Origin of the sequence: Methylobacterium sp. yr668, from assembly GCF_900116245.1 — a bacterium.
Taxonomy (GTDB): domain Bacteria; phylum Pseudomonadota; class Alphaproteobacteria; order Rhizobiales; family Beijerinckiaceae; genus Methylobacterium.
Genome location: NZ_FOZY01000001.1, coordinates 349589 through 368857 on the forward strand (window position 1 = coordinate 349589; position 19269 = coordinate 368857).

Genomic DNA, 19269 nt, shown 5'->3' on the forward strand with positions numbered 1-19269 from the left:
ATCTCGTCGCACGCGCAGGGCGGAGACCATCGGTCCGTCTAAGCGCAGCTTCCCCCGAACATGTTCGACATCTTCGGGGGATCACTGACCGGTACAGCGAGCGCGGATATCGTCCGCTAATCGGCGCCCCTCTCGGACGCAGGCGGTCGAATGCCGCTCTGAGATATATCTCGCTGAAACCTCAGCAGGTTCAACTCAGAGCGGCAAGCAACTTAGGCCTTCTTTATCGTACGAGCCGTCGGCGTATCAGGAGCACCCTGTCGTCGAACCGCAGGTATCGCACTTCAGGCAGGTGCCGTTGCGGACCAGCGTGAAGTTCGCGCATTCCGGGCAGGCCTCGCCGACGTAGCCCTTCATCTTCGCCTCGGCCCGCCGGTCGGCGACGCTCCTCTCCGCCTTGGCGAAGGGGAGGGTGTCGGCGATCGTCTCGGCCTGACCGGCCACCGCAGGCTCCGCCTTCAGCGCCGTGCTGCCGCGGAGCGCGTGGACCGTGCCGCCGGCAGGCGCCGTCTGGCCGGCATTCGCCGCACCGACCCCGAGGCTGGCACCCGCCGGGCCGCCCTGGATCAGGGTGAGCCGGTCGGCCGAGCCGCGCAGCAGGCCGCGGGACACGACCGAGGAGGCCGGCGCGGGCTTCGGGCCCTCGCGGGTCGTGTCGCCGCTCTCGCCGCCGCCGATCACCGTGCCGCCGATCTCGGCGGGGCTGACATGGGCGAGGTCGGCGCGGCCGAGATACGAGACCGCCAGCTCGCGGAACACGTAGTCGAGGAGCGAGGTCGCGTTCTTGATCGCGTCGTTGCCCTGCACGAAGCCGGCCGGCTCGAACCGCGTGAAGGTGAAGGCCTCCACGTATTCCTCGAGCGGCACGCCGTACTGGAGGCCAAGCGAGATCGCGATGGCGAAGTTGTTCATCAGGCTCCGGAAGGTCGCGCCCTCCTTGTGCATGTCGATGAAGATCTCGCCGAGGCGGCCGTCGTCGTACTCGCCGGTGCGCAGGTAGACCTTGTGGCCGCCCACCACCGCCTTCTGGGTGTAGCCCTTCCGGCGGGCCGGCAGCTTCTCGCGGGAGCGGATCCGCTCGACGCGCTCGATCACCCGCTCGACGATCTTCTCCGCGGCGGCGGCGGCCTTGGCGGCGGCCGGCGCCTGGATCAGGGCCTCGATCCCCTCATCGGCCTCGTCCTCGTCATCCGAGATGAGCGCCGAGTTGAGCGGCTGCGACAGCTTCGAGCCGTCGCGATAGAGGGCGTTCGCCTTGAGGGCGAGGCGCCAGGACAGCAGGTAGGCCGCCTTGCAATCCTCGACCGTGGCGTCGTTCGGCATGTTGATGGTCTTGGAGATCGCCCCCGAGATGAAGGGCTGCGCCGCCGCCATCATGCGGATGTGGCTCTCGACCGAGAGGTAGCGCTTGCCGATCCGGCCACACGGGTTGGCGCAGTCGAAGACCGGGTAGTGCTCGAGCTTCAGGCCCGGCGCGCCCTCCAGGGTCATCGCCCCGCAGATGTGGGTGTTGGCGGCCTCGATCTCCTTCTTGGTGAAGCCGAGGAACGGCAGCAGCTCGAAGGTCGGGTCCGACAGCTTCTCGGCGGGGACCCGGAGGGTCTGCGTGAGGAAATCGTCGCCGAGCGTCCAGCGGTTGAACACGAACTTGATGTCGAAGGCCGACTTCAGGCCCTTCTCCACCGCGGCGATCTTCTCGTCCGTGAAGCCCTTGGCGCGGAGCGTCGTCGGGTTGATGCCCGGCGCCTGACCCATCGAGCCGTGGCCGACCGCGTAGGCCTCGATCTCGGCGATCTCGGATTCGCGGTAGCCGAGCGCCCGCAGGGCGTCCGGAGCGGCCTGGTTGATGATCTTGAAGTAGCCGCCGCCGGCGAGCTTCTTGAACTTCACCAGGGCGAAGTCGGGCTCGATGCCGGTCGTGTCGCAATCCATCACGAGGCCGATCGTGCCGGTCGGCGCGATCACGGTGGCCTGGGCGTTGCGGTAGCCGTGCTCCTCGCCGAGCTTCAGCGCCCGGTCCCAGGCGGCGCGGGCATGGTCGCCCAGATCCGCCTGCGGAATGTTGGCGTGGTCGAGGGCGACCGGCGCGACGTTCAGGAACTCGTAGCGACCGGCCTCGCCGTGGGCGGCCCGGCGATGGTTGCGGATAACCCGCAGCATCGCGTCGGCATTCTCGTCGTAGGCCGGGAAGGTGCCGAGTTCCGCGGCCATCTCGGCCGAGGTGGCGTAGGCGACGCCGGTCATGATGGCGGTGAGGGCACCGGCGAGCGCCCGGCCCGCGTCGGAATCGTAAGGAAGGCCCATGGTCATCAGCAGGCCGCCGATATTGGCGTAGCCGAGACCCAGCGTCCGGTAGCGGTAGGAGAGTTCCGCGATCTCCTTGGACGGGAACTGCGCCATCATCACGGAGATCTCGAGCACCACCGTCCAGAGGCGGTTGAGGTGCTCGAAGGCCTCCACGTCGAAGCGCTTGGTATCCCGGTCATACATCGTCAGCAGGTTCGCCGAGGCGAGATTGCAGGCGGTGTCGTCGAGGAACATGTACTCGGAGCACGGGTTCGAGGCCCGGATCCGCCCGCCCGCCGGGCAGGTGTGCCAGTCGTTCATCGTGGTGTTGAAGTGCAGGCCCGGGTCCGCAGAGGCCCAGGCGGCCTCGCCGATCCGCTCCCACAGGTCGCGGGCCTTCAGGGTCTTGGTGACCTTGCCGGTGGTGCGGGCGGTCAGCTGCCAGTCGGCATCCGCCTCGACGGCGCGCAGGAAGTCGTCGGTCAGCGAGACCGAGTTGTTGGAATTCTGGCCCGCGACCGTCAGGTAGGCCTCCGAATCCCAGTCGGTGTCGTAGACGGGGAACTCGATCTTGGTGAAGCCCTGGCGGGCGAACTGCACCACGCGCTTGATGTAGGAATCCGGCACGGAGGCGCGGCGGGCGGCCTTGATCTCGCGCTTGAGCGCCGGGTTGCGCTCCGGATCGAAGCAGGCATCGCCCTCGGCCTCGCACTGCGTGCAGGCCTTCATCACCAGGGTCAGGTGCTTGGAGACGACCTTCGAGCCCGTCACCAGGGCAGCGACCTTCTGCTCCTCCTTCACCTTCCAGTCGATGAAGGCCTCGATATCCGGGTGGTCGATGTCGACGATCACCATCTTGGCGGCGCGCCGCGTGGTGCCGCCCGACTTGATCGCGCCGGCCGCCCGGTCGCCGATCTTCAGGAAGCTCATCAGGCCCGAGGACTTGCCGCCGCCGCCGAGCTTCTCGTTCTCCGAGCGCAGCATCGAGAAGTTCGAGCCGGTGCCGGAGCCGTACTTGAACAGGCGCGCCTCGCGCACCCACAGGTCCATGATGCCGCCGTCGTTGACGAGGTCGTCCTGGACCGACTGGATGAAGCAGGCGTGCGGCTGCGGGTGCTCGTAGGCCGAGGCCGACTTGGTCAGCACGCCGGTCTGCGGGTCGCAATAGTAGTGGCCCTGGCTCGGGCCATCGATGCCGTAGGCCCAGTGCAGGCCGGTGTTGAACCATTGCGGCGAGTTCGGCGCCACCATCTGGCGGGCCAGCATGAAGCGCAGCTCGTCCATGAAGGCCGAGGCGTCCTCTTCCGACGAGAAGTAGCCGCCCTTCCAGCCCCAGTAGGTCCAGCAGCCGGCGAGCCGGTCGAAGACCTGCGTGGCGGAGGCTTCGGAGACGAAGCGCTCGTCCTCGGGGATCTCGGCCAGGGCCGCGTCGTCCGGCACCGAGCGCCAGAGGAAGGAGGGGACCGCGTTCTCCTCGACCTTGCGCAGCCGCGCCGGAACGCCCGCCTTGCGGAAGTATTTCTGCGCGAGAACGTCGCTCGCGACCTGGCTCCAGCTCTCCGGCACGTCGATGCCGTCGAGGCGGAACACGACCGAGCCGTCCGGGTTGCGGATCTCGCTCAGGGCCTTGCGGAAGGGGATCCCGGCGTAGGGCGATTGTCCGGCCGTGGTGTAGCGACGCTCGAACCGCATGAAACACACCTCTCCCGTCGGGACACGAGGGTCCCGGCCCCGCGCGACGCGGGGTCTAGCCCGATAGTGGGATTCGCGGCCGACCACGCCCGGCTGAGAGACGTGCCTCGGTTCCGCGAACGAAAATTAGGAACGGCCGCCCCTGCCCAACGCACCACTTCCGCGGGGCGCGACCGATGCAGGGAGATTACCGCCGCCTTCACTCTCACGTCAACAAGTGGTGTTCGGCGGCCTTGTTCCCCGCTAGATGTTGTGCCGGCTCGCAAAAGCCTGTGGATATCGTCCCGGGCCGGGATAAGTGTCCTTCCGGCTTTCGGGAATCGGATCGGGAAAATTTTAGATTCACAACCCTAGGGAGCGGAACTGGCGGATGGCCGGAACCGGAGACCGAAAGCGCGGGCCGAGCGTTGCCCCGGGGCGACACTTCCGTCATGCGGCTGGACTCACACGCGCGCGGTCACCATAACGGCGCCGACGAGCGCCCTCGCGGCGCGCCACGATTCCGGGACCGGCGATGGCGCTGAAGGACACTTTGCTGCGCATCTTCACGTGGTGGAACGGCCAGACCGTCTCCGTCGCGCTCCAGACCGCGCGCACCGGCATCTTCGTCGGCGAGGACGAGTTCGGGAACAAGTACTACAAGGCGGAGGGCGCGCTGATCGACCGATCGGTGGGCTTGGAGCGCCGCTGGGTCGTCTACAACGGCTACGCCGACGCCTCGAAGGTGCCCCCCGGCTGGCGCGGCTGGCTCTGCCACAACGTCGACGTCGCGCCGAGCGAGGAGACCTATCAGCCGAAGGCGTGGCAGAAGCCCCATATCGAGAACCAGACCGGCACCGCGAACGCGTACCGGCCGGCGGGCTCGCAGCTCTCCTGGGGCCAGCGGCCGGCCGCGACGGGCGACTACGTGTCCTGGACGCCGGGCGAGTAGAGCCGCGACCCGTCGCGGAGCCGGCGCCCTTTTGCCGCCACCGTTCCGGTGTTCATGACGGGTCAATCCCGATCGCCCGCCGCGCACCCGTTGGCGCGGCCGGTCACCCTCGTCCAGGGGTCCGAGCCTTGAGCCGCATCACCGCCCTCGCACGCCGCGCGCTCGCCCCGGGCCTCGCGCTCCTCGTCTGCGCCGGCCCCGCCGCCGCCGACAAGATCAAGAACCCGACCGCGGTGTTCTCCGGCCTCGACAAGATCACCGGCCGGATCGTCAATTTCGAGGTGGCGGTCGACGAGACCGTGCAGTTCGGCGCCCTGCAGCTCACCCCGCGGGTCTGCTACACGCGCCCGCCGACCGAGAGCGCCAAGACCACGGCGTTCCTCGAGGTCGACGAGGTCACCCTCGACAACAAGTACCGCCGGATCTTCACCGGGTGGATGTTCGCGTCGAGCCCCGGCCTGCACGCGATCGAGCACCCGATCTACGACGTGTGGCTGGTCGACTGTAAGGGCGGCAGCGACGTGATCGCCGAGGCCAAGGAGCAGGAGGACGTCCCGGCCGTGGCGGCCAAGCCCGAGAAGGCGAAGCGCCCCGGCAAGGATGCGACCAAGACCGCCCAGCAGCTCAATGCCAACGGGCAGGTGGACGTGGAGGCGCCGCGCGGCGTGCCGGTGCAGCCCCGCCAGAAGCCCTCGCGGAAGTTCTTCCCGTCGAACGAGGGGCCGGCGCCGGCCCCGCCGCCGCAGCAGCAGCCGCAGAACCTGTTCGACGCGCTGTTCCGCTGACGCCGCCCGCGGGCGGGTCGTCGCCTCAGGCGACGTTGAGCCGTCGCCCGCGATTCCACGCCAGGAACGGGACGCCGGAGAGCAGTCCGGCGAGCGCCGCGCGCGTCTGGTGGCAACCGTTCACCGACACCCGGGGCAGGGCCTGGAGGTGCGCGGCGTGCTCGGCGAAGAGGTGGCCGGGCCGCGTGGTCACGGCCGTCGCGAAGCCCATCTCCCGCGCCAGGGCGAATTCCCGCGGGCCGGCGGAGGTCGGATCCCCGACCGGGTAGGACAGGTGCCGCACCGGCCGCCCGAGTTCCGTCTCGATCCGCGCGCGCCCCTCGGCGATCTCGCGCGCCGCGATCGCGGGAGCGTGCTTGGCGAGCATCGGATGGCTGACCGTGTGGGCGCCGACGGTGACGGCCGGGTCGGCGGCGAGGTCGCGCAGCTCAGCCCAGGACAGGCACAGGTCGGCGGCGAGGCACCCGGGCGGGAAGCCGGCCTGCTGGCAGAGGGCCGCGATCCGGTCGAGGAGGTCCGCCTCGTCCCCGCGCCGCAGGTCGCGGTACAGGGCTTCGAAGGCCAGCGCCTTCTCCTCCGGGCTGCGCGCCGGAAGGTCGAGACTCCGCGCGCCGACGTCGATGCGCACCCGGTCCAGGCGCGCGATCGCCTGCTCCAGCTCGATCCACCAGAGCCGCCCGGCCTGGTCGGCGAAGCCGCTGGTGACGAACAGGGTCCACGGCGCGCCGTGGCGGGCCAGCACGGGACGGGCGTGCTCGACGTTATCGCGGTAGCCGTCGTCGAAGGTCAGGACCGCGAAGGGCGGCCCGTAATCCGGTTCGGCCAACCGCTCCGGCACCGAATCGAGACCGATGATCTCGAAGCCGCGGGCATCGAGCTCGCGCAGGGTCAGGTCGAGGAACTCGGGGGTGATGCCGAGCAGGCGGTTCGGCGCGAAGGCCGGGACCGGGTCGGGGCTGACGTGATGGAAAGTGAGGATCACGCCGAGGCCGCGCGCCGCGGGGCTGAGCCAGCGGTCCGCCCCGAGCGCCTGGATCGCGCGGAACCCGGACGCGAAGACCCGATGCTTGGCAAGCGACGACAGCATGGACCTGAACCGTTCGGGCCCGCGGCCCAGCTCGGCACAGCCTTGGCTCGCCCGGGTAAACAAAGCCGAAAGCATGCGTGGCCGCGGCGAAAGCAAGCTATCATTAGCCACGACTGTTCTTTGACGGACCGTCCGGCGCCGGTATCGCGCCATCATCGATCGGAGTGACGGGCTATTCAGCCGCTTGCCGTCAGGGTGCGCGTGGCACGGGATCGCGCGCGGTCCCCGGGAGATCGGGTCATGGCGGTCGGTGTCCACGTAGCGGGAACGGACATGGTCGATTCGCGCAGCGCCGGGGGGCTCGTCGCGGAGATCATCCCCGATCTGGCCGCCGCGGAGGCGCTGTGGCGGCGCCTGGATGCCGATCCGGCGAGCCTCGGCACGCCCTACCAGCGGTTCGACTGGATCAGCGCCTATCTGCGGGCGACGGGACAGGCCGAGCGCGCGCGCGTCGCGGTCCTGCGGGATGCCGACGGACGGCCGCGCATCCTCGTCCCGTTCACCCTGAGCCGGGAGCACGGGCTGCGCCTCGCGCGCACGGTCGGCGGCACGCACGCCAACTATCACATGCCGCTCTTCGCCACCCGCGACGCGGCGGCCGTCGGGCCCGGCAGCATCGCCGCGGCGCTGATCCGCGCCGGCCGCGCTGAGGGTATCGACGCCTTCGCGCTCAAGCACCAGCCCCGGATGTGGGACGGGGCAGCGAACCCGCTCGCCGCGACCGGCGAGGCGGAGGCCAGCGACGGCTACGGCCTCATGCTCGGGCCGGATCCGGAGGCGACCGTGCGCCGGGTTTTCAGCGCGGACGCCCGCAAGAAGCTGCGCTCCAAGGAGAAGCGCCTCGTGGAGGCGCACGGCGCGATCGTCTACCGCCGCGCCGAGACCGCCGACGAGGCGGCGCGCCTGCTGGCGGCGTTCTTCGCGCAGAAATCGGCCCGCTTCGCCGGCATGGGCGTGGCCGACCCTTACGCCGATCCCGCGATCCGGTCCTTCCTGACGGCCGCGTCGACCGGCGCCGAGCCCGCCGTGGAGCTGTACGCCCTGTGTCTCGCCGAGAGCGGCCGCGTCCTCGCCACCTTCGGCGGTGCCGTCAGCGACCGACGCTTCAGCGGCATGATGACGGCGTTCGACGGCGACCCCGAGGTCGCCCGTTACAGTCCCGGCGACCTTCTCCTGCAGCATCTCGTGCGCGACCAGACCGCCCGCGGCCGGCAGGGATTCGATCTCGGCGTCGGCGAGGCGCGCTACAAGGCCAGCATCTGCGATGAGACGATCAGCCTCGTCGAGACGATCATCCCGGTCACCCTGCGGGGCCGGGCCTACGGCGCCCTGCGCCGGGGCCTGACGCGGACGAAACGGCGGATCAAGCGCGACCCGCGCCTCTACGCCGCCCTCAAGCGGCTCCGCACCTTGCGCCGGTCCTGATCGGCGCGCGGCCTAGGCGGCGTTGAGGCGCAGCTCCGCCCGCGCCTCCTCGACATCGGACGCGGCCGGGCGATCCTGCGCGACCAGGATCTGCCCCGCGCCGGCCTCCTCGGCGAGGGCGTAGAGGTCGGCCAGCGCCGGATCCTCGGCATCGGCGTTCGACGCGATGACGACGCTGTCCATGAAGCCGGCCACGAGCTCGAGGAGGTCGACGGCCCCCGGCGCGGCGTGGAGACGGAAGACCACCCAGTCGTAGGCCTCGGCCATGGCCTCGAAGGTCAGGGCCAGGGCATCGGGCTCGTCGAATAGGACGGTCGACTCCAGCAGCCCCGCCTCGATCCGATGCTGGCCGCCGTCCCGGCGTGCCTGGATCACGTCGAGGAACGCGGCCTCGCCGGCGATGAGGTCGGCGAAGCCGAGCCGCGCCGTGCCGTCGTTCGGCAGGTTCAGGTCGACGGCGACGAGGCTTCCCTCGCGACCGAGCGCGCGGGTCAGGGCCTCGGGCAGCGTCGGGACGCCGCGACGGGCTTCGGTCTCGACGATCAGGACGCGGCGACCCGCCTGCGCCTCCGGTGCGCGGGGCGCCGCCGCGATGCGCGCGACGAGCGGCGCGAGATCGAACGTGTCGGGGGAGCGGAGCGCCGCGGCCGCGGCGGGCGCCGCCGACGCGGCGGCAGCCGCGCCCGACGCCTCGGACCAGCGGGCGGCCGGTGTCGCCTCCGGGAAGGTGAAGGACGGCCGATCCAGCACCGGCTCGCGGCGCCGCCGATCGTCTGCCGGATCGCCGTCGCGGTCGCCGGCGGCGCGGCCGGACTCGGCCAGCAGCGCGCTGGCGATGACCCCGCCGACCGAGAGCATCAGCGTCAGCAGCGTCGCGAAAGCGACGATCGGCAGCTTCTTCGGGAAGGACGGAACCTCGGGCGTCACCGCGCGGGACACGATGCGGGCGTCGGCGGGGGTCGCGGCCTCGCCGTCGCGCGCCGCCGCCTCGCGGTAGCGACCGAGATAGGATTCGAGCTGCTCGCGCTGCGCCTTGGCCTCGCGCTCCAGCGCGCGGAGCTGGATCTCGCTGGCGTTGCCGCGGACGACGACGTCCTGCTGGCCGTCGACGGCGGCCTGGAGGCTCTCGACCCGGGCGCCCGCGATCTTGGCGTCGTTCTCCATCGTGCGCACGACGCGCTCGGCCGAGGCCTTGATCTGGGCGTCGAGGTCCTCGAGCTGGGCGTGCAGCTCCTTGATCCGCGGGTGAGCCGGCAGGAGGGTCCGCGACTCGAGGGCGAGCTGGGCGCGCACGGAGATCCGGTTCTCGACGATCCGGCGGATGACCTCGTTGTTCGCGACGTCGGGAATCTCGAAGGCGCGCCCGTCCTTGATCAGGTCCTTGATGGCCTTCACCTTGCCGTCGAGGTCGGCCTTCAGGCTCCGCGCCGCGGAGAGCTGGCTCGACAGCTCGCCGAGCTGCTGGGCGTTGAGCGGCCGTCCGGCCAGGCCGGTGCTGCCCACGAGGCCGTTCTTGGCGCGGAACGCCTCGACCTTGGCCTCCGCCTCGGCGACGCGCTTGCGCAGCCCGTCGATGTTGCCGCCGAGCCAAGTGGAGGCGTAGCGGGCGGTGTCGACCTTATCGGCCTCCAGCGATCCGATGTAGAGCTTGGCGATGGTGTTGGCGGCCTCGGCCGCGAGCTTCGGGTCCTTCGCGCGGAACTCGATCGTCAGGATGCGCGACTTGCCGGCGGGGAAGACCAGGAGGTGGTCGAAGTAGGCGTCGAGGACCCGGTCCTCGGCGGGGCGATCCAGGGGATTGGGACCGATGCCGAGCATCATCAGCACGCGCTGCACGGCGCCGATGCTGCCCGCGCCGGGATCGAACTCGGCGTTGCCGACGAGCTTGAGCCGGCGGATCGCCTCGCGGGCGAGATCGCGGGACATCACGACCTGCACCTGGCTCGCCACCGCCTGCTCGTCGATCGGCGCGAGCTGGTCGCCGCGCTCCTGCGCGGTGCGGGCGAAGGCCGGGTCGCGGCTCTCGAGCAGCACCTTCGCCTCGCCGGTGTAGCGGGGGCTGACCACGTTGACGAAGACGCTCGCGCCCAGGGCGACCACCAGGGTCGGCCCGACGATCCAGCCGATCGAGCGCCGCAGGATCCGCGGCAGCTGCGCGAGGCCGAGGCCTTCCTCGGCGCGCGGCTGGGATCCGGGCACGGCGTAGGTCGAGCGTTGACGGATCGTGGACATGCGGACGCTCTGAACGCGGAGACAGGCCGGGCAGGCATTACTGCCGTCCCGCGGCCATTAGTGGATGTTAAGGTTGCTCAAGAGTTAAGGGGCGCGCGGACCGGTGACGGCGCCGCCTCCGTCGCGCGGTGATCAAGTTTCATTAACCTTAACGGCCTACATCACCCCGCAACTGCATCCATGACGGCGATGGTGATGAACCGGCGCGCTCTGCTCCTCGCACTCGGCTCGACTCTGGCGCTCGGCGGCTGCCTGCGGCCGAGCTTCCGCACCGACCAGCTCGATGCCACCGGCACCGGCTCGATCGCCGCGCGGTACACGCTGGCGGCGGGCGACAAGCTGCGGGTGATCGTGTTCGGCCAGGACAACCTGTCCAACATATACGCGGTCGACGGCGCGGGGCGCATCGCCATGCCGCTGATCGGGACCGTGCAGGTGGGCGGCCAGACGACCGCGCAGGCGGCCAAGGCGATCGAGGCCAAGCTGGCCTCCGGATACGTGCGCGAGCCGCACGTCACCGTGGAGGTGGACGCCTACCGACCGTTCTACATCCTCGGCGAAGTCACCACCTCCGGTCAGTACCCGTTCGTCAACGGCATGACCGTTGAGACCGCGGTGGCGATCGCGGCCGGTTTCGGCCCGAGGGCAGCGCGCGATTACGCCGTCCTGACCCGCGACGCCGGTGGCTCGCTGATCTCCGGGATCGTGCCGATGACCTACGCGGTCCGGCCGGGAGACACGATCGTCATCAAGGAACGCTTCTTCTGAGCGGCGCGGCGCCGGTCACTGCCCGCTCTGCCACGGGTTGATCACCCGCATGGCGGTCTTCTGCGCTGGGATCGGCGTCGCCACCTCGGGCATCGGCTGCCGGGCGCGGGCCATCATCCGCCGCGCCTCCTGCGCGGGCAAGGCGCCGACCGGCGTGAACAGCCCGGCCAGGACCTTCCGCGTGCCCCGGCTCACGAAGCGCGAGTTCTGGACCGGCTCGAAATCCCGGATCGCGTGGCGCTTGTCGGGATTCCCGGTGAACACCCGGGCGCCAGAATTCAGCACCACGATGTCGCCGGGCCGCAGCGTCTCGTCCTTGAGCAGCGCCGCCGTCGCGCCGCCCTTCATGTCGATGGGGGTCTGGCGCTCGCTGATCTCCCGCTCCTTGACGCGGATCTTGAGCGGGAGCGCCGCGTAGCGGGTCTGGAAGCGGCGGCGCGCCGCCCCGAGCCGCGGGGTCGCGTGGCGGCCGAAGGTGCGGCCGTCGAAGGCGGGGGCCGGGGCAGGGGCCGGCTGGGCCTGCTGCGGGGCCGGCCGGGCGCCGAACAGCATCTCGAGGAAACCGACCTCGGCGGCCTGGGCGCGCAGCGCCGACCCGGCGAGGAGACCGCCGGCCGCCATGACGGCCAGCAAGCTGCTCGTGCGAAGCCTCATAGCACCCTCCGGAAGCGACGCCCGACGCGAGCATCCGACCCTCAACCGCAAGGCGTACTGGAGGGTTCCGGATGATTTAGAGTCTGCTTAGGAACGCCCCGCGGCGACCCGCCGGCGCGGGATTCGACGTCCCCGCGGTCAGGAGCCCGGCGCGCCCGAGCGCGCAGGGACGCGGTCTAGCCCGGCGCCGATTGCTCGCCCTCGCCGATGCAGTCGAGGGCGCGCTCCACGGCGCTCACGGCATCCAAGAGGTGCTGGACGGTGCGCTCGACCTCGATCGCCGGACGCCCCATCGCGGCGGCGCGGGCGCTCACATCCTCGAGCTGCTCCAGCAGGGCGAGGAGATCACCGGCCACGGTCACAACTTCGCAGCGAGCGAGGCGGGTGACGGTCGGGCGCGGACGGAAGGGCAAGACGTTGCTCATCGCGGAGGGTTGTCGCCCGAAACGACCGGGATTCGCCAGGGGGAGGGGGCCGAACTCAACACGATTGGCCGGCCCTATCCGCCGCAATCCCGGTCTGTGGTGGATTTTCCGTGGCCGGCGCGCATCGGAGGCGGCAGAACGGATTTACATCTTGCGCGCGACCTTGACGGAGGCGCCTCCGCGCTGACCATGCCGCGAGACGTCCCGAGAGGGTCGCTCCGGCCGTGGCCGGTCGCGGCCCGGCCACGGCCCGCTTTCAGGATACGCGATGCGCTTGACCCTTCTCGCCCTCTCCGCGCTGACCCTCGGCGGCCTCTGCGCCTGCAGCACCAGCGACGGCCCGGATTCCCGCAGCGGCCTCGCCGAGACCTTCAACCTCGACAACTACCGGGCCTCGGGCAACACCAACGGCACCCAGACCCGCCGCGACGTGAACCGCGCCTACACCCAGCCGACGCTGCCGACGATCGGCAACCGCGGGATGTGAGGCGCGCGGCGCGTCACCGCTTGGTGAGCGCGTCCGCGAAGGTGGCGATCCGGTTGCGGGCGTAGACCGGCAGGCCGGCGCTGATCGAGTTGCCGGTGTTGAAGCTGGAATTGCCCATCAGCACCTGTGCGGGCAGCAGATTCTTGAGTACCGGCACGCGGGCGTACTCGGCCTTGCGGTCGAGGACGTCGCCCTTGATCGCCAGCGCCATGTAGGTGGTGACCACCGTCTTGGTCGGGTCGTTCGGCATCGGCTGGAACACGGCCAGGAACTTGCCGAAGCGCAGGATCTGGTTGACCCAGAAGATCGTCTGCTCGAGGCCGCCGGTCACCGCGGTGTCGATCTTGGTCAGCGCCTTGAGACGGTCACCCTGGTCCGGCCCGAGCACCCGCAACTCGCTCTGGAACGAGACGAACTCGGCGATCTTCTTGGTCGAGCCTTCCTCGAGCTTGTTGGCGAGCTTCACGCCGAGCGGCAGCTTGCCCTCGAGGTCGTAGCGCGACTCGATGCAGGCGCCCGCGCCCTCGCACCACGGACGGTCGGGACGCTTGGCGAAGGCGGCGGCCGGGTCCTTGTTGGGCGTCACGTCGGCGACCGCCAGGGTGCGGTGCTTGATCGCCGGATCCATCTTCTGGACGAAGGCGAGGTTGGCGAAGGCCTGGAGGTCGATCGCCTCGGGCGGCCGCGGGACGACGAAGCGCCCCTCGGCGACGTAGACCTTCAGGGTCTCGTGCCGCGGCTTGGTCACGCCGTTCACCGTGACCGTGTAGTCCGGCTCCTTGTAGCCGGGATACGGGGCGAGCGCCGCCGCCTCGGCCGGCCGCGCCTTCAGCCAGTCGAGGTACGGGATCAGGCCGTTCTCCGGCGCCGACGGGTTGTCGCGATGGTCGGTGAACAGGATCTGGCCCGGCTTGATCGCGGCCGGATCGACGGCCGTGACCGAGGGCACCTCCTTGATCCGCTCGGGCCCCGGCGCCGGGGCGGTGTTGGCGGCGGGCGTCTGGGCGCGTGCCGGAAGGGCCGGGAGCGCGGCCGTGAGGGCGGCCGCCAGGGCCGCGGGAAGCTGCTGGCGCAACGGGATTCTCGTCTGTCGGGGAGGGCTGTCAGTAACCGGGGTCTTCGCCGAACAGGTAGTCGGGATCGCGGCGGCGCGGGCGGCGCGCGTCGTCGTCCCCGCCGAAGGGCGACCGATTCGTCTGGCCCGGCCAGGGCTTGTAGGGATCCTGACCGTAGAGATCCACGTCGCCCTGCGCGCGGCGGCTGCGCGGCGCGGGACGCTCGCCGAACGGGTCGAGGAAGTCGGATCGCGGCCGCTCGCCGGTCATGTTGCCGTAGTAGTCGCCCGCGACGCTCGCGCCGTCGTCGCCGGCGAGGTCGCCGTCCTGCGCGTCGGGCCGCATGGCGTAGAGCGTCTCGCGCGGCACGAGGCGGTACTGCGTGTCCGCCATGCGCCCGTCGCCGCTGGTGCGGAAATGCTCGAGGAAGCCGCCGCCGGCGATCCGCACGCCGCTGCGCGGGTCGATCGGCAGGTCGGCGATGAACGGGCGGGCCTCGGGGGAGGGGCCCCGCAGCGGCGTCTTGGCGACGCCGTTCGCCCAGGCCGCCTGCAGGATCGCCGAGGCGATCGGCACCGAGACGTGGCCGCCGGTCTGGCCGCGGCCGAGCGTCTTGCGGGTGCCGTCGGCGTTGTCGTAGCCGACCCAGACCACCACGCTGATCTCGTTGGTCAGTCCGGCGAACCACGCGTCGTTCTCGTTCTCCGAGGTGCCGGTCTTGCCCGCGACGTAGGCCGAGACCTTCGCGAGCGCCGCGGCCGTGCCGTGCTGCGTCACGCCCTGCAGCATGGTCTTGAGCTGGTAGAAGGCCACGCGGTCCGCCGAGGCGATCCGCACCGGCTCCTTGGCGGCGTGCGCGTAGAGGGGCTTGCCGTCCCGCTCGACCGATTCGAGAGCGTAGGGCGCCGGGCGGGCGCCCTCGTTGGCCACCGCCGCGTAGAAGCCCGCGAGGTCGAGCATCCGCACCGGCTGCGCGCCGAGGACGAAGGGGTAGTAGGGCTCGCACTCGGCGTAGATCTGCGCCTCGAGGGCGATGTCGCAGACCCGCTTCAGGCTCGCCGGCGCCTTCGGGGCGATCCCGCCCTGGAGGAGCCGGGCGGTGACGAGGTTCTTGGAGAATTCCAGGCCGCGCCGCAGGGTCGTCGGCCCCGAGCCGCCGCCCTCGTAATTCTTCGGCGACCAGGAATCGCCCGCCCCGCCGATCGGCGGCAGGGTCACGGCGGAATCCATCACCAGGGTGTTCGGCTGCAGGCCGGCGTTGAGCGCGGCAAGGTAGGTCAGCGGCTTCAGGGTCGAGCCGGGCTGGCGCACCGTCTGGGTGACCCGGTTGAGCTGGCTCAGCGGGTAGGAGAAGCCGCCGGCCATCGCGAGGATCCGGCCGGTCTGGTTCTCCAATACCAGGGCCGCGCCCTGGACGGTCGGCCGGACGCGGAGCTGCGCGCGCGGGCCGCCCTTGCCGGCGCTGACCTTCACGCGGATCACGTCGTAGGGCTGCAGCTTGCCGCGGGCGATGCCGGGGTCGAGGGAGGCGGTGCGGCCGTCGGCGAGGCCCACCTTCACGCCGCCGCGGCCGGTCTCCAGCACCACGGCCATCGGCCAGTGAACGTCGTAGAGGACCGGGCGGGCGCTCTCGAGTGCCAGGAGCCACGCCGGCTTCTTCTGCGGCACGGCCGCGACCCTCTCGCCGCGGCGCGACTTCGCGGCCGGCCCGGTCTCCGGCCTGGCATCGGATTTCGCGGCCTCCGGCCGCGCGCCGGTGACGGCGGGCGCGGCCGAGGCGGAGCCCTCCGGTGCCGGCGTCGCCGCCTGGATACGCCGGACGCTGTCGGCGAGGTTGAGTTCCGGCCCCGTGAAGGCCTGACGGCCGGTGCCGCGCTCGTAATTGGCGAGGCCGTCCTGCAGGGCGTCCTCGACGGCGCGCTGCAGCCCCGCGTTGATCGTCGAACGGACAGTCAGCGAGCCGGAGGTCAGCGAATCCACGCCCGCGAAGGTGCGGGCCTCGCGATTGAGGAAATCCACGACGTAGAAGCCGGAATCGCGGCGCGCGGTCTCGATCGGCTTCAGACCGAGATCGGACTTGATCGCCGCGCTCATCTCGGCCTCGGTGATCGCGCCCTCTTCCTTGAGGCGGGCGAGCACGTAGGCGCGCCGCTCCCGCGCCCGGTCGGGGTACTTGTCCGGGCTGTAGAAGTTCGGCCCCTTGGGCATGCCGGCGAGGAGCGCCGCTTCCGGCAGGGTCAGCTGCCCCACCGGCTTCCCGAAATAGCTCTGCGCGGCCATCTCGATGCCGTAGGCGCCGCGGCCGAGATAGATGCCGTTGAGGTAGAGCCCCAGGATCTGCGGCTTCGTCAGGATGCGCTCCAGCCGCGACGCGACGATCATCTCGCGGATCTTGCGCTCGTAGGTGACGTCGTCGCCGACCGAGAGGTTCTTGACCACCTGCTGGGTGATGGTCGAGCCGCCCGCCGGCCGCCCCGGCGAGGCGAGGTTGGCGATGAAGGCGCGGATCACCCCGCGCTCGTCGATGCCGTGATGGGTCTCGAACCGCTTGTCCTCGGCGGCGATGAAGGCCTTCTGCACGAGATTCGGGACGGCCGTGATCGGCACCACGACGCGGCGGCCATTCGGCTCCGACGCCTCCGCGAAGGGCTTGCCGGCCCCGTCGAGGATCCGGGTCATGCCCGGCAGGGCCTTGTCGCGCAGGGCCTCGGCGCTGGGCAGGTCCTTCGTGGCGTTGTCGTAGAACTCGATGACCGCCTTCGCGTCGAAGGGCGAGTTCGCCGGGTTCTCGCCCTTGCAGAACTGCTTGTAGCTCGTGTTCAGCTCGGTCAGATCGAGACCGTGCAGGATCTTCGGCGCGGCCGGACCGGCGACCGTGGACGGATCCTCCATCGCGGTGGTGATCAACTCGTCGAGATTGATGTCCTCGATGTCGAAGGCCTTGCGCATGTGGGCGCAGCCGTCGCGCAGCAGGCGCACCACCTCCGGGCCGTCCGTCGCGGGATCGAACTGCGTCCGGACCGCGTCCGGCCGTGTCGTGACCTGGCTGAGCGTCAGGGCGGTCGCGAACAGCTTGATCAGGATGGCGTTCATACGGGCCGGATTCGGGGGACGCGACGGGGCGAGCGCGGACCTTTCGGGAGCGCGCCTGAACAGGGCGTGCACAACGCGGCTGATTTAAGGAGACGCCGCACGGCAACGCTTTGGCCGGCTCCCACGTTCGTGAGGCGCGACGACGCCGGGGGGCCCATGATCAACGACCTGTGGTACAAGAACGCGATCATCTACTGCCTGTCCGTCGGCACGTTCATGGACGCCAACGGCGACGGCATCGGCGACTTCGCCGGGCTGGAGCGCCGGCTGGACTACATCCAGGGCCTGGGCGCCACCGCGGTCTGGCTGATGCCGTTCCAGCCCTCGCCCAAGAAGGACGGCGGCTACGACATCGCCGACTATTACGGCGTCGATCCGGATTACGGCTCGCTCGGGGACTTCGTCGCCTTCACGCACGCCGCCAAGCAGCGGGGCCTGCGTGTCCTCATCGACCTCGTCGTCAACCACACCTCGGACCAGCATCCGTGGTTCCAGTCGGCCCGGTCCGACCCCAAATCGCCCTACCGCGACTGGTACGTCTGGTCGAAGGAGCGCCCCGCATCCGCCGACGAGGGCATGGTTTTCCCGGGCGTTCAGGAAACCACCTGGACCTACGACACCAAGGCCAAGGCCTGGTACTTCCACCGCTTCTTCAACTTCCAGCCGGATCTCAACACCGCCAATCCGGAGGTGCTGGCCGAGATCCTGAAGATCATGGGCTTCTGGATCCAGCTCGGCGTCTCCGGCTTCCGCATGGACGCGGTGCCGTTCGTCATCGCCGAGAAGGGCGCCGATGTCGGCGGCAAGCCCCGCGAGCAGTTCGAGATGCTGCGCGACCTGCGCGAGTTCCTGCAGTGGCGCCAGGGCGACGCGATCATCCTGGCCGAGGCCAACATCCTGCCGAAGCAGGACCTCGACTATTTCGGCGACGACGCCGACCGCATGCACATGATGTTCAACTTCCAGGTCAATCAGGCGACCTTCTACGCCCTGGCGGCCCACGATGCGCGGCCCCTCGTCAAGGCGATCGAGCGGACGAAGCCGCGCCCGCTCTCCTGCCAGTGGGGCATCTTCCTGCGGAACCACGACGAGCTCGACCTGGGGCGCCTCACCGACAAGCAGCGCCAGAGCGTGTTCGACGCCTTCGGACCCGAGAAGGGGATGCAGCTTTACGACCGCGGCATCCGCCGCCGCTTCGCGCCGATGCTGGCGGGCGATCCCCGCCGGATCCGGCTCGCCTACTCGCTGATGTTCACCCTCCCGGGTACGCCGGTGCTGCGCTACGGCGACGAGATCGGCATGGGCGACGAGCTGGCTCTGCCGGAGCGCGACTGCGCCCGCACGCCGATGCAGTGGACGAGCGAGCACCAGGGCGGCTTCTCGACGGCCCGGCGCACCGTCCTGCCCCTGATCGACCACGGCCCCTACGGCTACGCGCACGTGAACGTCGCCGACCAGCGCCACGAGGAGGGCTCGCTGCTCAACTGGATGCAGAGCATGATCCGGCAGCGCAAGGAGGCGCCGGAGATCGGCTGGGGCGACGTCGTCGCGATGGAGACCGGGCGCCCGTCGGTCCTGGCGCTGCGCTACGCGTGGCGCGGCAATGCCATCCTGTGCGTCCACAACCTGGCGCCGGAGCCCGTGGAGGTCGCGATGGCGTCGGGATCCGAGGATCGCGAGCACGACATCCTCGTCGACCTGCTCACCGGCGCCCGCAGCGAGGTCAAGGACGACGGCCGCCACTGCCTGTTCCTGGAGGGATACGGCTACCACTGGTTCCGCGTCGGCGGGCTCGACGCGCTGCTGAAGCGGCGGCCGACGTGAGGAACACCGGAGCCCGGCTCGCCCTCGGCCGGCCGACACGGTAGGACAGGCCGGAGCGAGGTGGGACATGGCCCGGACGAAGCATCATCCCCCGGACGCGACGATCGCCGACGTCCTGCCGGATCTCGACGACGGCGAGGCCTACCTGCGCCAGGTCCTCAGCACCATGCGGATGTGCCAGAAGCATCACGGCGACGCCTGGGTGCGGATCGGCGTGACCGGCCGTTCCCCGACGCCGTCCTACCGGATCGACCGGCCGGACGAGACGGCGCCCGGCGACGGTGCCGTCGAGGCGGGCAGAGCCCTGTTCGGCGCCTATGGCGGGCGGTCCCACGACCGGTTCACGCAGGTCAACGCTGCGGAGACCCGCTGGAGCTCGCGGGCGCTCGGCATGGCCGAGATGCTGGCGCTTCACGACAGCCTGCGCCGCCCCAGGGGCGACGCGGCCTGAGCCTGCCGCGCAGGGTGCCGCCCACCGGCGTTCTACGCTAAACTGGGGCGAAGGGCGTCCGGAGCGGCGCTGCC

Annotated in this window: 14 protein-coding genes; 7 read left to right on the top strand and 7 right to left on the bottom strand. The window is 70.6% G+C overall.

Annotated elements, in window-relative coordinates; genetic code table 11:
* Nucleotides 1-246 precede the first annotated feature (246 nt).
* Entirely contained in the window at nucleotides 247-3978 is a 3732-nt protein-coding gene (locus BM419_RS01630; RefSeq protein WP_091924538.1) for a vitamin B12-dependent ribonucleotide reductase, read from the bottom strand.
* 514 nt (nucleotides 3979-4492) lie between these two features.
* On the opposite strand from BM419_RS01630, the gene BM419_RS01635 reads away from it, so the two are divergent.
* Both BM419_RS01635 and BM419_RS01640 read left to right on the top strand, forming a co-directional pair.
* Nucleotides 4493-4909, top strand: coding sequence for an NADH:ubiquinone oxidoreductase subunit NDUFA12 (locus BM419_RS01635; RefSeq protein WP_175556253.1), 417 nt, complete (start codon nucleotides 4493-4495; stop codon nucleotides 4907-4909).
* Between the two features lie 128 nt (nucleotides 4910-5037).
* A complete protein-coding gene (locus BM419_RS01640; RefSeq protein ID WP_056521486.1) occupies nucleotides 5038-5694 on the top strand; it encodes a DUF2155 domain-containing protein in 657 nt (218 codons plus the stop codon).
* Between the two features lie 25 nt (nucleotides 5695-5719).
* On the opposite strand, the gene BM419_RS01645 is transcribed toward BM419_RS01640, so the two are convergent.
* Nucleotides 5720-6781, bottom strand: a complete 1062-nt coding sequence (locus tag BM419_RS01645) for a polysaccharide deacetylase family protein (RefSeq protein ID WP_091924541.1) — start codon at nucleotides 6779-6781, stop codon at nucleotides 5720-5722.
* Between the two features lie 273 nt (nucleotides 6782-7054).
* On the opposite strand from BM419_RS01645, the gene BM419_RS01650 reads away from it, so the two are divergent.
* Nucleotides 7055-8206, top strand: coding sequence for a GNAT family N-acetyltransferase (locus BM419_RS01650; RefSeq protein WP_244540682.1), 1152 nt, complete (start codon nucleotides 7055-7057; stop codon nucleotides 8204-8206).
* A 12-nt stretch (nucleotides 8207-8218) separates the two neighbouring features.
* Here the strand turns inward: BM419_RS01650 and BM419_RS01655 are convergent, their stop codons facing one another.
* Nucleotides 8219-10438: a GumC family protein gene (locus BM419_RS01655; RefSeq protein ID WP_091924547.1), complete on the bottom strand. Its 2220-nt coding sequence runs from the start codon at nucleotides 10436-10438 to the stop codon at nucleotides 8219-8221.
* Nucleotides 10439-10627: 189 nt separating this feature from the next.
* On the opposite strand from BM419_RS01655, the gene BM419_RS01660 reads away from it, so the two are divergent.
* Nucleotides 10628-11206 (top strand): polysaccharide biosynthesis/export family protein, encoded by a 579-nt coding sequence (locus tag BM419_RS01660; protein WP_020091671.1) that lies wholly within the window; start codon nucleotides 10628-10630, stop codon nucleotides 11204-11206.
* A gap of 15 nt (nucleotides 11207-11221) precedes the next feature.
* Here the strand turns inward: BM419_RS01660 and BM419_RS01665 are convergent, their stop codons facing one another.
* Together BM419_RS01665 and BM419_RS01670 are read right to left on the bottom strand one after the other, a co-directional pair.
* Complete coding sequence (locus tag BM419_RS01665) at nucleotides 11222-11860, bottom strand: hypothetical protein (RefSeq protein ID WP_091924549.1); 639 nt, start codon at nucleotides 11858-11860, stop codon at nucleotides 11222-11224.
* 176 nt (nucleotides 11861-12036) lie between these two features.
* Nucleotides 12037-12285: a hypothetical protein gene (locus BM419_RS01670; protein ID WP_012317333.1), complete on the bottom strand. Its 249-nt coding sequence runs from the start codon at nucleotides 12283-12285 to the stop codon at nucleotides 12037-12039.
* Between the two features lie 268 nt (nucleotides 12286-12553).
* Between BM419_RS01670 and BM419_RS01675 the strand changes: the two genes are divergently transcribed.
* Nucleotides 12554-12772: a hypothetical protein gene (locus tag BM419_RS01675; RefSeq protein WP_020091673.1), complete on the top strand. Its 219-nt coding sequence runs from the start codon at nucleotides 12554-12556 to the stop codon at nucleotides 12770-12772.
* A 13-nt stretch (nucleotides 12773-12785) separates the two neighbouring features.
* Here the strand turns inward: BM419_RS01675 and BM419_RS01680 are convergent, their stop codons facing one another.
* The gene (locus tag BM419_RS01680) at nucleotides 12786-13847 is read right to left on the bottom strand and encodes a hypothetical protein (RefSeq protein ID WP_091678749.1); all 1062 of its coding nucleotides are present in this window, start codon (nucleotides 13845-13847) and stop codon (nucleotides 12786-12788) included.
* Between the two features lie 28 nt (nucleotides 13848-13875).
* Nucleotides 13876-16920, bottom strand: coding sequence for a penicillin-binding protein 1A (locus tag BM419_RS01685; RefSeq protein WP_091924552.1), 3045 nt, complete (start codon nucleotides 16918-16920; stop codon nucleotides 13876-13878).
* Nucleotides 16921-17076: 156 nt separating this feature from the next.
* Here BM419_RS01685 and BM419_RS01690 point away from each other — a divergent pair, with 156 nt between their 5' ends.
* Both BM419_RS01690 and BM419_RS01695 read left to right on the top strand, forming a co-directional pair.
* A complete protein-coding gene (locus BM419_RS01690) occupies nucleotides 17077-18744 on the top strand; it encodes an alpha-amylase family protein (RefSeq protein WP_020091676.1) in 1668 nt (555 codons plus the stop codon).
* Between the two features lie 67 nt (nucleotides 18745-18811).
* A complete protein-coding gene (locus BM419_RS01695) occupies nucleotides 18812-19195 on the top strand; it encodes a hypothetical protein (RefSeq protein ID WP_091924555.1) in 384 nt (127 codons plus the stop codon).
* Nucleotides 19196-19269: the final 74 nt, after the last annotated feature.

Coding starts and splice junctions, on each gene's coding strand:
- BM419_RS01685 (WP_091924552.1), bottom strand. CDS start 16,920: ATGAACGCCATCCTGATCAAGCTGTTCGCGACCGCCCTGACGCTCAGC.
- BM419_RS01695 (WP_091924555.1), top strand. CDS start 18,812: ATGGCCCGGACGAAGCATCATCCCCCGGACGCGACGATCGCCGACGTC.
- BM419_RS01660 (WP_020091671.1), top strand. CDS start 10,628: ATGGTGATGAACCGGCGCGCTCTGCTCCTCGCACTCGGCTCGACTCTG.
- BM419_RS01635 (WP_175556253.1), top strand. CDS start 4,493: ATGGCGCTGAAGGACACTTTGCTGCGCATCTTCACGTGGTGGAACGGC.
- BM419_RS01670 (WP_012317333.1), bottom strand. CDS start 12,285: ATGAGCAACGTCTTGCCCTTCCGTCCGCGCCCGACCGTCACCCGCCTC.
- BM419_RS01665 (WP_091924549.1), bottom strand. CDS start 11,860: ATGAGGCTTCGCACGAGCAGCTTGCTGGCCGTCATGGCGGCCGGCGGT.
- BM419_RS01690 (WP_020091676.1), top strand. CDS start 17,077: ATGATCAACGACCTGTGGTACAAGAACGCGATCATCTACTGCCTGTCC.
- BM419_RS01675 (WP_020091673.1), top strand. CDS start 12,554: ATGCGCTTGACCCTTCTCGCCCTCTCCGCGCTGACCCTCGGCGGCCTC.
- BM419_RS01645 (WP_091924541.1), bottom strand. CDS start 6,781: ATGCTGTCGTCGCTTGCCAAGCATCGGGTCTTCGCGTCCGGGTTCCGC.
- BM419_RS01650 (WP_244540682.1), top strand. CDS start 7,055: ATGGTCGATTCGCGCAGCGCCGGGGGGCTCGTCGCGGAGATCATCCCC.
- BM419_RS01655 (WP_091924547.1), bottom strand. CDS start 10,438: ATGTCCACGATCCGTCAACGCTCGACCTACGCCGTGCCCGGATCCCAG.
- BM419_RS01630 (WP_091924538.1), bottom strand. CDS start 3,978: ATGCGGTTCGAGCGTCGCTACACCACGGCCGGACAATCGCCCTACGCC.